Origin of the sequence: Murimonas intestini, assembly GCF_024622195.1 — a bacterium.
In the GTDB taxonomy this organism is placed as follows: Bacteria; Bacillota; Clostridia; order Lachnospirales; family Lachnospiraceae; genus Murimonas; species Murimonas intestini.
Genome location: NZ_JANKBI010000027.1, coordinates 19199 through 35142, shown reverse-complemented (window position 1 = coordinate 35142; position 15944 = coordinate 19199). Strand labels below are relative to the sequence as shown.

The following is a 15944-nucleotide window of genomic DNA, read 5'->3' as shown; positions in this document are numbered from 1 at the left end:
GAAGATGATATTTTGTTTGAACGAAGCAGATGAAAATCTGCGGGGAGGATTTGAAGAGCTTTTAACAGAGCAGGGCCATACCTGCAGCGAGACAGAGGGAATCAGGGTGCTGCTTAGAACCATAGAAGACAATATGCTGTGTGCAGAATACAAGTCCCAGGAGAGGACACTGACACTTAGCGGCAGGGATCTGCCCCAGATGTTCAGAGGACTTTTCCTTTTCCTTCAGAAAGCGGATGAACAGGGCATGAAGAATGGCGGTGAGCCGGGAGAATGGAGAAAGGAGGAGAGAGCGGGATTTCAGGAGATGGGGCCGATGTATGACTGTTCCAGGAACGGGGCCTTAAATATTTCGCAGATAAAACAGAGGATACGCAGGATTGCGGCCATGGGTATGAACCAGATCCTGCTGTACATTGAAGATCTGTATACGATCGATGAGAATCCTTATTTCGGCGCATTCCGGGGAAGATACACAAAAGAGGAACTCAGAGAGCTGGACGACTATGCGTTCAGGTTTGGGCTGGAGCTGATACCATGTATCCAGACGCTTGCTCATCTGAATACTTTCCTTCGCTGGCCCTCCCAAGAGCATATGAGGGATATAAAGGATATTCTTCTGTCCGGGGATGATAAAGTTATAGAATTAATACGTCAGATGATAAAAAATGTCATGGAACCTCTGCGCACAAAGAAGATCCATCTGGGAATGGATGAGGCAGAATTGCTGGGATTCGGAAAATATATGGTCAGGAACGGGTATACCCGGCCGGACCTGATCATGAAGCAGCATCTGGAGACAGTAAACGGGATCTGCAGGGAGCTGGGATACAGTTCCATGATCTGGAGCGATATGTATGTGAAGCTGCTCTCACCTACAGGCGGCTATTATGATCTGCCCGATGATGAGGATGTGACAATAGATGTGAGAGTACCCTCAGACCTGCGTCTCGTATACTGGGATTATTATCACCATACAGAGGAGGAATACCTGAGAAATATCAGGTTCCATCAGAAGTTCCTGGGAACAGATATAGCGTATGCGGCGGGAGGATGGACGTGGAATGGCATAGCGCCTAATTACACAAGAGCTGCCGCCACTATGCGCAGGGGAATGAAGGTCAGCAGAGAGCTTGGCATACCTCAGGCTATCTGTACATTCTGGTATGACAACGGGGCAGAGACGCCCATGGCCTGTGATCTGTTTTCTACTGTCTGCTTTGCACAGCTGTGTTATGCAGAGCAGGAAGTATCCGTACAGGAGCTGCATGCCGGGGCTGATGGATGGCTGAAGCAGTTTGGAGGCTTTCTGTCAGAGGACTATATGCTTCTTGATGCTCTGGACAAGGTACCCCAAACGACAGAGGAAAATGAGGAAGCTGCCGACCCGTCTAAATACCTGCTGTATCAGGATGTGCTGATGGGATTGTTTGATAAGCAGACGGAAGGAATGGAACTGGGGAAATATTACAGGCAGCTTGCTGATAAACTGCAGGGCTGCTGCCAGGATGCGCTGTCCCAGGAAAAGAAGCCTGAAACTGCGGAAAAAGAAGAGATGATCCGGGTATTCAGGTATTATACAGCTGCAGCAGAGCTGTTGTCAAAGAAGGCAGAGCTGGGCCTTGAGCTTGCAGCGGCATATAAACGGGATGACAGAAAACGTCTCGGTGAATGTGCGGACATTCTCAGAGAGTGTGAAAGGCTGTGCATCTGCCTGAAGGATTTAAGAGAAGATATCTGGATGGAAGAGTGCCGTCCATTCGGCTTCGAGGTGCTGGATATCCGTCTTGGCGGCCTGACTGCAAGGCTGCAGAGCGCTTCTAAACGGGTCCGTGGTTACCTGGAAGGAAAGTGGGAGAGTCTTCCTGAACTGGAAGAAGAACGCCTCTTTTACAAACCGGCAGCAGACGGAGGGGCAGTACTGCCCAGCTGCAATCTCTGGGAAAGGATCGTTTCTGCCGGAAATATGTGTGAGGTATAGAGATATTCTAAAAAGTAATACAGAGCGATGGGATAGACCCATCCGGATATAGGGGCGCCGGCTCCTGAAAAGGAGCCGGAACGCTGAATTTCCGGATGGGTTTATTTAATGTAAATGTTCGGGTGCCTTTTTCTGGTCAAGTATCCACAGATGCCTGTCTTTCCTGAAAATCAGACAGACCGCAATGCCCGCAAAAGCAAGAACAAGAAAGAGCAGTGCAGCTCCGCTGCCTTTACCGCTGCCAAGCAGCTTTATAAAAAAGCTGTCTGCCCCCTGTGCAGCCATAAACGGTTCAAATACCTTGTCTACGAATAGTCCTCCAAGAAATGATCCCAGCGGGATAGTAAAAAACTGGAATGTGTTTCTTGCAGAATAGACACGGCCCTGCATTTCAATAGGGATATGAGTCCTGAACAGTACATCCATATTGGCGTTCATTACAGGAATCATCAGCCATCCGAGGACAGCGCCAAGACACCATACTGGAATATTTCTTCCAAAAGCCAGCAAAAAATTTTCAAAGCTCATAGAAAAGAGCAGTGAATTGCAGATGACACGCACCCTGCTTTTGGGAGCAGGCATCAGAGAAACAAGTATACTTCCGGTAAGGCTGGCCAGGCCTGTAAAAGTATTTACCAGACCCAGTGCAGCAGTGCTGCCGCCGTCTCTGGATAAAAGCATTGCAGGAAGTGCAGCATCATACATGGAAGCTATCAGATTGATTGCAGCCAGGAAGAGGATGAGATCCAGTATCCCGCGGTTCTTCTGAAGGTAGGACAGGCCTGCCTTTACAGACGACCAGATGGATTCCTCCTGCACATCACTGTCCCGTTTCTTTTCAGGTATCCTGATAAAAAATGCCAATGTTATGAACGCAGTTATAAAAGTAAAAAGGTCAAATGCAATGACTCCCTTCATGCCGGCAAATGAAAAGACAGCAGTTGCAATCACCGGAGTCAGTATTGTATTAAGAGAATTAGAAAATGATTTCATTCCGCTGACCCTCTGATACTGTTCTTTTGGGGTGAGCAGGCTTACCGACACATCAGAAGCAGGCTGCTGTATGGTATTCATCAGACCGCTGACGGCATTAATGATATACAGATGCCAGATTTCCAGATGGCCGGTTATAAACAGTACAAGTACCAGGACTGTCGTCAGGGCAGCTGTACTGTCGCAGACTAACATTGTGTGCTTTTTATTCCATTTGTCACTTAATGCGCCGGCAAAAGCAGAGAAAATCACATAGGGCGTATAGGAACAGATGGAGAGCAGCGCAGTAGTAAGAGCTGACCCTTTTTCCTGGTAAGACCAGAGAATCAGTGCGTAGCCCGTCATCCCGCTGCCAAGAGCGGACAGTGACTGTGTCGCCCAGAGAGTAATAAAAGCAGACAGACCTTTAAATAATGTATTCAGTTTTGTTTTCATGACTTTGCTCCTTTTAATATTGTTCTGATATATCAAATATTAAAATGCAAAGTCCTGACGGACGAACCTTTTACATGTTACTGTGTATTCTGTGACCAGTAACTTTTAAATTCGCCTCCATGCAAATCCGCCCGTCTTCAGACCTTGCATGGAGCTGTGCAGATACAGAGCATGGCATTTATCCCCCTTCCGCCGTAAAATCATGACAGGAATCATCCCGTCCTTTGGCGCTATTATAACAGTATAAGCCAGGAAATGCAAGGCTGCCGGATAATGAAAGAACGTGAGTTCGATTTTTCTTGACTTCCTGTCTGCCGTATGGTAAGCTGTATGCATATAAAAACATACCAGGAAACTGAATATTATTATTTTAAAGCGGGGGGAGCATATGAACGCTGAATTTGTAAATTTAACGGCAGAAAATATTGGAAGTGAGCATTTAAGCTGCATTATACGCAGCAGGAAGCCCCATAAAGGTGTAGAGGCAAAGAGGCAGTGGCTTTCGGAACGGATAAAGGAAGGCCATGTCTTTAGAAAGTTAAATGTTAAGGCCCAGGTCTTTATTGAATATGCGCCGCTTGAAACTGCATGGGTCCCTATAGTGGGAGATAATTATTATTATCTGTACTGCCTGTGGGTTTCGGGCAGCTATAAAGGACAGGGATATGGGAGAGCGCTGATGGAATACTGTCTGGCCGATGCTAAAGAAAAGGGGAAATCCGGTGTTTGTATGCTTGGGGCAAAAAAACAAAAGTCATGGCTTTCTGACCAGTCTTTTGCGAAGAAGTTTGGCTTTGAGACTGTTGATGCGACTGAAAACGGGTACGAACTGCTTGCCCTTTCTTTCGACGGCACAACGCCAAAATTCGCACAGAATGTCAAAACCCCTAAAATTGAAAACAGGGAGCTGACAATTTATTATGATATGCAGTGTCCTTATGTCTGCCGGAGCGTTGATATGGCAAAAGAGTACTGCAAAATAAATGATGTGCCCATATCTTTGATCCAGATAGATACGCTTCAAAAAGCAAAGGAGCTTCCCTGTGTTTTTAATAACTGGGGGGTATTTTACAAAGGTGAGTTTCAGACAGTGAATTTGCTGGATGAAGCTGCTCTGAAGAGAATACTTAATAAATAAAGATAACTGTACAGTGCCTGTATAAACAATATGTTTGTACAGGCTTTTTTTAAAAATTATATTATTTATGCTTCCAGTTTTGCTCAATATCTAGTACACTGTTAAGTATGAAAACAAGGCTTTATACAGCCGGAAATCAATAGGAGAAGACATCTATGGAGAAGTGTACCAAAGCTTCTGTTCAGAAGCTGATCGGGAGTGTGAGGGAGAGACTTGGAGAGAGGGTGAAGGCGGCGGAGATATTTGAGCGCTGCTACGCAGATACCCTGGAAACTACAGTGAAAGAGATGGAGGACGGGACTGTTTATGTGATCACCGGGGATATTCCGGCCATGTGGCTGAGGGATTCTGCAGCCCAGCTGCATCCCTATCTGGCGATGGCGGGAGAGTGTGGGGAGATACGCAGGATTATAACAGGTCTTGTCAAACGTCAGATGAAGTATATAGGGATAGATCCCTATGCCAACGCATTTAATGAAGAGCCAAATGGCAGATGCTGGTCTGAGGATGAGACTAAGGAGAATCCCTGGGTTTGGGAACGTAAATTTGAGGTAGATTCTCTCTGCTATCCTGTCTGGCTGGCATGGCAGCTGTGGAAATCCTGCGGCTGCACAGTGCAGTTCGATGAAGAATTTAAAAAAGGCGTGGAGATAATATTGAAGGTATTTAAGACTGAGCAGAGGCATGAGCAGGATTCAGAATACCGTTTTATCAGAAGGGACGCATATTTTAAGGATACTTTGTCGAGAGAGGGAAAAGGTGCGCTTACAAGGCCTGGTACAGGTATGATCTGGTCAGGCTTCAGGCCCAGTGATGATGCATGTACATATGGATACCTGATTCCGTCCAACATGTTTGCAGCTGTTATCATGGGATATATACAGGAGATCTCCGAAAAAATATGGAATGACGAAGCGGTCAGGAAAGAGGCGGAGATCCTTGAAAAAGAGATCAGGGATGGAATAGAGCATTTTGGAATTACTGAGAAACCGGGATATGGACGTGTATATGCTTATGAGACAGATGGATACGGACAGTTCTGTCTGATGGATGATGCCAATGTACCCAGTCTTCTTTCGATGAAGTATATAGGTTATACAGGGAAAGACAGGGAAGTGGAGGAGAATACAAGGAGGCTTATCCTAAGTGAGGAAAATCAATATTTCTACAGCGGCAGGAGCGCTGCCGGGATTGGAAGCGCCCATACGCCTGCAGGATATATCTGGCATATTGCCCTGGCCATGCAGGGGCTGACAGGCAGTACGCTTAAGGAGAAGCTGGAGGTCCTGGATCTGATGGTCAGAAATGACGGCGGGACAGGATTTATGCACGAGGGCTTTTTTAAGGACGATCCGTGTAAGTATACAAGAGAATGGTTTTCCTGGGCAAATGCCCTTTTCTGCGAGCTGGTCCTGGACTGCTGCGGACTGGGGGTACAGATGGAAGATGAACAGGAGCGGGGGGACAGCATATGTTTTTAACAGACAAAAAATTAGAGCGAAGGATAAGTGAACTGAAGGGCTACAGATATCGTGATGTGATGGCTCTGGGACAGTTTGCAGTGAGGGAGGACTCTCAGGGGGCAGTGAACCCGGAAGTCCCGGACAGCTTTGAAGGCTGGGATACCATGGAGACAGGCAGTGTCTGGGCGGGCAGAGACAAGTATTTATGGATGCACAAGGATATTGTGATCCCTGCAGGCTGGATAGGAAAAAAGGCAGTAGGTATATTTGATTATGGAAATACAGGAGCCGGAAATAATTCAGGCTTTGAATCTTTGCTTTATCTGAACGGAGAGCCGTATCAGGGCGTGGATGTGAACCACCAGGAAGTTTTTTTCAGAGAAGAGGATTATGGCAGGCAGCTGAGCCTGACTTTCCGGCTCTGGTCAGGTCTGGAAGGAGGCGGCATCCCCAGGATCCAGGAGCACCGTATCAAAAGAGCTGATCTTGCATGGCTGGATGAGCAGGCGGATGATCTGTACTATATGGGAAGCATGGTACTGGATGCTGTACGGAACATGGCTGATGACAATGAAATAAAGCATGAGCTGCTGGCAGCCCTGGATGCGGCTTTTCTGGTTGTTGACTGGTCTTATCCCGGCAGCAGTGAGTTTTATGAAACAGTACACAGGGCTCAGGAGATACTGGATAAAAGGATCGCTTCCATGGAAAAACATTCCAAAGTGACAGTAGACTGCATCGGGCATACACATATTGATGTGGCCTGGCTATGGAGGCTGAAGCACACGAGAGAGAAGATTTCCAGGTCATTTAGTACTGTTTTGAGGCTTATGGAGAGATATCCGGAGTATATTTTTCTTCAGACACAGCCCCAGCTATATGATTATATCAGACAGGACTTTCCGGAGCTGTACAGCCAGATAAAAGAAAAAGTCAGAGACGGGCAGTGGGAATGTGACGGCGGTATGTGGGTAGAGGCCGACTGCAACCTGACAAGCGGAGAGTCACTCACAAGGCAGCTGCTCCTTGGCAGCAGGTTCATAAAAGAAGAGTTCGGGAGAGATGTAGAATACCTCTGGCTTCCTGATGTGTTTGGATATTCCTGGGCGCTGCCGCAGATTTTGAAGAAATCCGGGATCAGGACGTTTATGACTACGAAGATCAGCTGGAACCAGTTTAACAGGATGCCCCATGATACCTTCTGGTGGAAGGGAATGGACGGCAGTGAAGTGCTGACACATTTTATCACAACACCTGAGCCTGACAGCAGGCCGGGGTCCTGGTTCTATACATATAACGGACAGCTGCTGCCGGAAACAGTGGCGGGGGCATGGAAAGCCTACAGCGAAAAGGAGATGAATCAGGAGCTTCTGATCTCTTACGGCTATGGAGACGGAGGAGGCGGTGTGAACCGGGATATGCTGGAAAACAGAAGGCGCATTGACAGGATTCCCGGGCTGCCGAACCTGAAGACACAGAAAGCAGGAGATTATTTTAAAGCTCTGAATAAAACAGTGAGGGATACAGAACAATTTGTCCACACCTGGGACGGCGAGCTGTACCTGGAATATCACAGGGGAACATATACCAGCCATGCACATAATAAACGCATGAACAGAAAGATGGAGCTGCTGTACAGGAGAGCTGAGTGGCTGGCTGTCATGAAAGGCCTGCTTAAAGGGGATATGGAGGCAGCAGACCAGAAGAAGCTGACTGAAGGCTGGAAGCATATCCTGACAGACCAGTTCCACGATATTATTCCCGGGTCTTCCATCAATGAAGTATATGTGGATTCAGCCCAAGATTATAAATATATTGAGTCGGCAGCCAGAGAAGTTGAGGAAGATTTTATAGCGGAGGCAGTTAAAAGAACAGCCAAACACAAGGCGGAAACATCATTTACTGTATTCAATGCGTCCGGCTGGGAACGTGATGAATTAGTGGCGGTTCCAGGAGTATGGAGAGGAACCTTTAAAGATGCCGGAGGAAGAGAGATGTATTCCCAGGCAGGGGAGGGCGTGACTTATGTATATGCCCGGAAGGTACCGTCTATGGGAATGCTGGAGTTCTCACTGACTGATCAGGAGAGTACTGCGGAAACATCCTGGTTTTCCAGGCAGGGTACAAGGTTGGAAACCCCGTATTATATTCTGGAACTGAACGGATGCGGGCAGATTGCAAGGCTCTATGACAGGGAATTTTCCAGAGAGGTGCTGCCGGAAGGTCAATGCGCTAATGTGCTCCAGATGTTTGAGGATAAACCCCTTGATAATGATGCCTGGGACATTGATATTTTCTACCAGCAGAAGATGAGAGAGATCACAGAGCTGTCTGGCTGGGAGGTTGTACAGAGCGGACCGCTTCGCACTTGTATCAGGTTCCAGTGGAAATACATGAATTCTGAGATTGTCCAGGATATGATATTGTACAGGTTCAGCCGCAGAATTGATTTCGTGACGCATGTAGAGTATCATGAAAAGCATCAGCTCATGAAAGCTGCATTCCCGGTGGATATACGTTCTACATACGCCACTTATGATATCCAGTACGGAAATGTGAAAAGGCCGAACCACTGGAATACCAGCTGGGATCAGGCCAGGTTTGAAAGTGTTGCCCACAGGTGGGTGGATCTTTCAGAACGCAGCTACGGGGTCAGCCTTCTCAATGACTGTAAATATGGCCACGATGTAAAGGGGAATGTCCTGCGTATCAGTCTGATCAAGGCAGCTACCCATCCGGACCATCTTCAGGACCAGGGAACACATGTATTCACATACTCGCTTCTGCCCCATGGTGGAGATTTTGTGAAGGGCGGAACTGTCCGGGAGGCATATGCCCTGAATGATCCAATGAAAGCTGTGGAGGGAAGCATCAGCTTAGGATACGAGAGTTTTCTTAAGCTGGATTGTGAACAGGCAGAGGTGGATGCAGTCAAGAAATCTGAAGATGGTAATTATATTGTTGTCCGTTTCCATGAATTTGCAGGTGACAGGCACAATGTATCCATGCAGACAGGCTTCCGGGTAAAATCCTGGGCTGAGTCTGACCTGATGGAGAGGCCTGTGGAAGAATTTAAGACAGCAGAAATTAAACTGGAATTAAAGCCATATGAGATCAAGACAGTGCTGCTGCAGGTTTGAAATGATGCCGGTTTCCCTAAAAGGACCAGATGAAAGAAGCAGCAGTAAACAGAAGAACAGGAGCAGTTAGATTACGATGAAAAAGGAAGAGCTGTTAAGAAGAGTCGGCAGCATGCAGCAGGCAGCCGGCATACGCGCCGTAAGATGTATGGAGGGCAAGGCGGGAGGCATGAAGGCCTTTGAGGTGAAGAATGACAGGATGAGCTTTATGGTTCTTGAGGACAAATGCCTTGATATCGGAGAGCTTTCCTATAAGGGCTGCAATATGAATTTTCTCTCAAAGCCGGGACTGACGGGGCGCGCACATTATGATACAAATGGGGGAGAGGCAATAAGGAGCATCATGGGAGGCATGCTTTTTACAAGCGGTCTTCGGAATATCTGTACACCGTGCACTGTGCAGGGTGAAGATTTTCCCATGCACGGCAGGATCAGGACTACGCCTGCAGAGCATGTATGCAGTGACGCATGGTGGGAGGACGGAGTCTACCGCCTGCGGATCGCGGGGGAAATGCGGGAAGCAGCATTATTTGGGGAAAATCTTGTACTCAGAAGAGAGATCACCACAGCTTATCAGGAGAAGTCCATACATATCAGGGATGTTGTGATCAACCAGGGCTTTCGGGAAGAACCTTTCCTGATATTGTATCATTTTAATATTGGATGGCCCCTTCTGTCAGAAGAATGTGACTTGATTATTCCGTCATCAGAGACCCTGGCCAGAGACAGGGAGGCCATGAGAGGGCTTTCGAAATGGAATACTATAGAAGAGCCTATAGACGGGGAACCTGAATACGTATTTCTGCATGAGATGGCAGCTGATGAGAATGGAAATACTTTTGCGGCTGTCTACAACAGGGAATTGGAGATGGGTCTTCAGATCTCATTTTCTAAAAAAGCCCTGCCTTACTTTATGGAATGGAAATCCAGGGCATCAGGCGATTATGCGCTGGGGCTTGAACCGGCAAATGCAAGCGTATATGGGAAACAATATCATCTGGAGAGGGGGGACCACCCCAGTATCGGACCCCAGGAGGAAGTTGTAATAGAACTGACTCTTACTGTGCTGGATGGAGAAGAGGATTTAAAGAAGGTAATGGAAGAAAAAGAAGCTTACTGTTCACCTGGTGAACGGTAATATAAAAATTAAGAGACAGAAAAGGAGAAAAGAATAAGATGAAAAGATCAAAAATCAATGCGGTGATCCGCGACATGGAAAAACTGATTCAGGAGCATGGTTTTGAAATCCCGCCGTTTTGCAAATGGGGGGCAAAGGAATGGGAAACGAAAGGCCATGAGTATGATGAGATCAGAGATAATGCACTGGGATGGGATATAACAGATTATGGCCTGGATAAATTTGATGAAGTGGGATTTGCGTTGATCACAATCCGTAATGGAAACCTGAAAAATGATAAGTACACAAAAACATATGCAGAAAAACTTCTGATGATCAATGAAGGGCAGATGTCACCCATGCACTTCCACTGGAACAAAATGGAGGATATTATCAACAGGGGCGGCGGAAATGTGCTGATTACTGTCTATAATTCTACAGAGGACGGAGGATTCGCTGATACAGATGTGACAGTAAACTGTGACGGAAGAGAATTCACTGTTCCGGCAGGGACAAAGGTAAAACTGACTCCGGGCGAGAGCATCACAATCTATCCTTATATGTACCATGATTTCCATGTGGAGGAAGGCAGCGGCGCTGTGCTGCTGGGCGAGGTATCTATGTGCAATGATGATGAAAATGACAACCGCTTTTATGAGCCAATGGGACGTTTCCCGGCTATTGAAGAGGACGAAGAGCCGTACAGGCTTCTGTGCAATGAGTACCCTGCGGCAGAATAGATCCGGGGTGAGATGACGTATAAAGCAAAAACGTGGCGGGAGGAAGAAAAGTGACAGAGAAATGCATAGACAGCGGGTGGAGCTTCAGGCGTGTGGGGGAAGCCTGCTGGTATCCGGCTAAAGTGCCGGGGAGCGTTTATACAGATATGATGGCGTCAGGCCTTATGGAAGATCCTTTTTGCAAGGATAATGAGGAAAAAGCTCTCAGTCTTATGGAAGATGATTATGAATATGAGACTCATTTTCAGGGAGGTGAGATCCCTGGATGTGAGCAGTTACTGCTCAGATTTGAGGGCTTAGACACCATAGCTGATATTTATTTAAATGATGAGAGGATCGGAAGTGCAGAGAATATGCACCGTATCTGGGAATACGATGTTACAGGGAAGCTCAGAGCGTCTGAAAATACTCTCAGAGTAGTTCTGTATTCACCTACGGAATATATCAGAAAAGCATTTGAAGAAAGCAGGACTTACGGTTCAGAAGATGCAATGGATGGATTTGTGCATATCAGGAAAGCACACTGCATGTTTGGGTGGGATTGGGGCGCACACCTTCCTGATGCGGGAATCTTCCGTCCTGTCAGACTGCTGGGCATTAAAAAGGGAAGGATAGAAAGTGTCTACATTACACAGGAGCATAAGCAGGAGTCAGTGGCGCTGAATCTCCAGGTGAAAGTCCAGGCCCCGGGGCAGGAGGGCAGCGCAGGCGGCGGCTTCTCCTATGAGGCAGAAGTCACAGATCCTGAGGGAAAGACTTCAGTGTACAGTCTCTCACCGGAAAAAATAGTGATTGATGCTCCTATGCTGTGGTGGCCTAACGGATATGGAAAGCAGTATCTATATACAGTGAAGGTGCTGTTAAAAGCAGGTGGCGAGATTGTCGATGTCTGGGAGAGGCGCATAGGACTTCGCACCATGACTGTAAGGCGCAGAAAAGATGAATGGGGAGAATCCTTTGCGCATGAAGTGAACGGAGTTACGGTTTTTGCCATGGGCGCAGATTATATACCTGAGGATCATCTTCTGGGAAGAACTTCCAGAGAGAGGACAAGAAGGCTTCTGCAGGACTGCAGGGAAGCGCATTTTAATGCCATACGTGTGTGGGGAGGCGGTCTTTATCCCGAGGACTATTTTTTCGATATTTGCGATGAGATGGGACTTATTGTATGGCAGGATTTTATGTTTGCATGTGCCGTATACGACCTGACACCGCAGTTTGCGGCAAACATCCGCCAGGAATTTATTGATAACATTGTCAGGATACGCCACCATGCCTGTCTTGGGCTGTGGTGCGGAAATAACGAGATGGAGCAGTTTGTGAAGGAAGGCAATTGGGTGACTAAGCCTTCAGAGGTACGGGATTATATCATCATGTATGAACATATGATACCGGAGCTCCTACGCGAGTATGATCCCCAGACATTTTATTGGCCGGCCAGTCCGTCTTCGGGAGGCTCCTTTGATGCTCCCAATGATCCGGACAGGGGAGACGTCCACTACTGGGAGGTATGGCACGGAAACAAGCCTTTTACAGAATACAGGAAATATTTCTTCAGATATGCTTCAGAATTTGGGTTCCAGTCCTTCCCATGCAGAAAAACAATTGAGACGTTCACAGATGATGAGAGGGATTATAACCCGTTCTCCTATATTATGGAAAAGCATCAGCGCAACTATGGTGCAAACGGGAAAATAATGAATTATATGCAGCAGACGTTCTGCTATCCAACGGACTTTGACACCTTCCTGTATGCCTCCCAGCTTCTCCAGGCGGAAGCCATCCGCTACGGCGTGGAGCATTTCAGAAGAAACAGGGGACGCTGCATGGGAGCCATCTACTGGCAGCTAAACGACTGCTGGCCTGTTATCTCCTGGTCATCAATTGATTATACAGGCAGATGGAAGGCGCTCCATTATTATGCAAAGCGATTCTTTGCGCCTGTAATGATCAGCTGCCAGGAAGAAGGAATGATGAGCCAGGTAGCTGATATGAACAGAGAACATTTTGAGTTCGAAAAGTCCATTCATCTGAATGTGACAAATGAGACAATGGAACCCCAGAGCGGTACAGTCTTCTGGGAACTGAGGACAGCTGATTCTGATATAATCAAAGCAGGCCAGGAGTTCATCCAGTTAGAACCGTGCTCCAGCAAATGGCTGGGCAAGAAATGTTTTGACGATATAGATATTTTCAGCACCTATGTCAGTTACCGCTTTGAACAGGATGGCAATACAGTCTCGGAGGGCAGTGTCATATTCTCATACCCGAAATATTTCCGGTATGAAGATCCGTGCCTCACCTTTGAGACAGAGGGTGACGAGATCATAATCACATCAAAAGCATATGCAAAGAGCGTAGAAATCCAGAACAGCCAGGAAGACCTTGTACTTGAGGACAACTACTTTGACATGAATAGGGGACAGAGGCGTGTCAGGATACTGAGAGGGAAGGCTGAAGGGGTGCGGGGGCGTAGTGTGTTTGATATAAAGTAGATTGCTGTTTAGCTGATTAGGGGCGGGAGGGACGCTTTGCATTTTAGGCAGTGAATCAGCATGAGGGACAGGCGGGCGGGAGGATTCGTGGTTCAGTCCGAACCGCTGCGTCGTGAAACTCTAAGGTCCCGAAGGCTGCTTGAAACGCAAAAGGCAGCCGGAAACTCGGTGCGTTTGCTGATGCAACCGCCCCTCAAACAGCTCCGGCTTTGAGCGCAAGCGCTCACTTTTGCTGACCGCAGCCTCCAGGACCTAAGAGTTTCATCTCCTCGCTCAAGTTCTTCACCACGAATCCTCCCGCCCGCCTGTCCCTCATGCTGATGCCAAGGTTATCGATGCAAAGCTGGCTCCTGTAATGAGGCTGGGGTATGGGTGAGGCCACTACTTTATTGGATTCCCGAAATATATTGGAATCAATTATTTGGTATGTTCAAAATATATAGACTATTCTATTTTTCCTTCAACATAGAGTGGGTATTAAATTGATAGCTTGTAAGTGTCAAACAGGCTCTTACGTAAACTAGCGCACTGTATTTAGAAAATATTAGATTTCGAAAACAGAAACTCCATGTATAAGATCTTAACCAAACTCTTATGTATACATAGTAGTTTTCCGCCCCAACCCAAGCCTGTTTATAACAGCCAGCTTTGTGCCGACAAACTTGGCGCCGTCAGGAAGGGGAGCGGTGGGGTTCGTTGTGAAGGACTATAGTGAGGAAGATGAAAATCTTAGACTACGGGACACGGAGCCTTAGATTTCACTCCGTAGCGGTCGGACAGAACAACGAACCCCACCGCTCCCCTTCCTGATGACTCACTGCCTCCCGCACAAAGCGTCCTGTTACTCCCCTAAACAGCAATTTACTCTGGCATACTCCCCCCTCCTGTGATAAAATATCAGTAAAGCATTTAGTTCCATTTCTATCTCACGGCTTTGCCGTATCTGATATCATTTCTGCCGTCTGGCATCAAAAGGAAATCTCAATGCTTAAATCCCAATTCAACTGGCAGGAGGGTTCCGTGATGAAGACGCAGATGCTTCTCCATGGACCGCCTGCGCTATTCAAAGGAGGCTGACACTATGGAAAAGCAAAGTAACATAACAGGGAATCTGCAGGGTTATGCAGATAAGGAAAAAGGAAAAGGAGGGATTAACCGCATTTACAAATCACGGCTGTTTGAAATGATATTCAGCAGCAAAAGAGAGCTTTTAGAACTGTATAATGCCGTGAATGGGACCAGCTATGAGAACCCGGAGGAGCTTGAAGTCAATACGCTGGAAAACGCTATCTATATGTCTATGCGTAATGATCTGTCATTTATAATTGACTCAAGGCTGGCGCTCTATGAGCACCAGTCCACCTACAATCCAAATCTTCCTCTAAGATTTCTGATGTATACAGCAAACCTGTATTCCAATATGACAAAAGACAGGAATTTGTATGGGAGCAGGCCGGTCAAACTGCCGGCACCCGGGTTTGTAATATTTTATAATGGACTGACAGAACAGCCGGACCGTCAGATTATTAAGCTTTCAGATGTTTATGAAGTGCAGGACAGAGAAATATCTTTGGAATTAAAAGCAGTAATGCTGAACATAAACAGAGGCCATAATGAAAGGCTGATGAGCAAATGCAAAACGCTGAAGGATTACAGCATTTATGTGGATAAGGTAAGGGAATATACAAAATCGATGCCGCTTGAAGATGCTGTGGAGAAAGCAATAACGGAATGTATAGAAGATGACATTTTGGCAGAGTTTCTGAGGAATAACCGAACGGAGGCAAAGAATGTGAGTATTTTTGAATATGATGAAGAGAAACATATGAGACAGACAAAGGAAGAAGGCAGGAAAGAAGGCAGGGAAGAAGGCAGAGAAGAAGGCAGAGAAGAGGGCAGAAAAGAGGGCGAAGCGCGTGTGAACCGTTTAATCAGACTTCTTGCCCGTCAAGACAGAACTGAAGATATAGTCAGAGCAGCAAGTGACAGAGAGTGGCAGGAGAAGCTGTTTAAAGAATTTGGATTGTAAATGAAGATGCATCAGATGCGGATGTTCTGAGAGATATAGACCATTTACAAAATAATATCCCTAAACTGGATGAAGACGACAATTTCCCCCTTGACAATATATAAAGAGCATGCCATAATACAGACAAATATCTGATGAAAGGTTGTGTATTTTTGTTAATTGCATTATTTGTGGTTCTTAAATAATAATTTAAGAGTGAAAACAGGAACGTTTATAGTAATGTATCTTAGGATAGATACTTTTATTTGTGTACCTGTTTAGGACCATAGAGATGCAGAATACAAATCACAACGTTTTAGCGGGATACAGGGAGTGGCGGCATTGTTTTGAAATTCAGAATTGTGCGGCGTGGGCTTTCTCTGTTATGATGTGCATTAGATTGCATATGTAATTATTACCTGCAGGACTGTAGA

At 46.6% G+C, this 15944-nt stretch carries 9 protein-coding genes; 8 read left to right on the top strand and 1 reads right to left on the bottom strand.

What is annotated here, in order from left to right:
* Positions 1–4: 4 nt before the first annotated feature.
* Positions 5–1981: a beta-N-acetylhexosaminidase gene (locus NSB28_RS23820; RefSeq protein ID WP_109748765.1), complete on the top strand. Its 1977-nt coding sequence runs from the start codon at positions 5–7 to the stop codon at positions 1979–1981.
* A gap of 105 nt (positions 1982–2086) precedes the next feature.
* On the opposite strand, the gene NSB28_RS23815 is transcribed toward NSB28_RS23820, so the two are convergent.
* Positions 2087–3409: an MFS transporter gene (locus NSB28_RS23815; RefSeq protein WP_109748764.1), complete on the bottom strand. Its 1323-nt coding sequence runs from the start codon at positions 3407–3409 to the stop codon at positions 2087–2089.
* Between the two features lie 388 nt (positions 3410–3797).
* On the opposite strand from NSB28_RS23815, the gene NSB28_RS23810 reads away from it, so the two are divergent.
* The 7 genes from NSB28_RS23810 to NSB28_RS23780 all read left to right on the top strand — a co-directional run bounded on the left by NSB28_RS23810 (position 3798) and on the right by NSB28_RS23780 (position 15531).
* Complete coding sequence (locus NSB28_RS23810) at positions 3798–4547, top strand: GNAT family N-acetyltransferase (protein WP_109748762.1); 750 nt, start codon at positions 3798–3800, stop codon at positions 4545–4547.
* Between the two features lie 155 nt (positions 4548–4702).
* Complete coding sequence (locus tag NSB28_RS23805) at positions 4703–6028, top strand: glycoside hydrolase family 125 protein (RefSeq protein WP_109748761.1); 1326 nt, start codon at positions 4703–4705, stop codon at positions 6026–6028.
* Entirely contained in the window at positions 6019–9150 is a 3132-nt protein-coding gene (locus NSB28_RS23800) for an alpha-mannosidase (RefSeq protein WP_109748760.1), read from the top strand. The genes NSB28_RS23805 and NSB28_RS23800 overlap by 10 nt, the downstream gene beginning before the upstream one ends.
* 76 nt (positions 9151–9226) lie before the next feature.
* Entirely contained in the window at positions 9227–10288 is a 1062-nt protein-coding gene (locus tag NSB28_RS23795; protein ID WP_109748759.1) for an aldose 1-epimerase family protein, read from the top strand.
* Positions 10289–10326: 38 nt separating this feature from the next.
* A complete protein-coding gene (locus NSB28_RS23790) occupies positions 10327–11007 on the top strand; it encodes a D-lyxose/D-mannose family sugar isomerase (protein ID WP_109748758.1) in 681 nt (226 codons plus the stop codon).
* A 50-nt stretch (positions 11008–11057) separates the two neighbouring features.
* On the top strand, positions 11058–13502 hold the full coding sequence (locus NSB28_RS23785; RefSeq protein WP_257497948.1) for a beta-mannosidase: 2445 nt from the start codon (positions 11058–11060) through the stop codon (positions 13500–13502).
* A gap of 1081 nt (positions 13503–14583) precedes the next feature.
* Positions 14584–15531 carry a hypothetical protein gene (locus NSB28_RS23780; protein WP_330665425.1) on the top strand — a complete coding sequence of 316 codons (948 nt, stop codon included), beginning with the start codon at positions 14584–14586 and terminating at the stop codon, positions 15529–15531.
* Positions 15532–15944 lie beyond the last annotated feature (413 nt).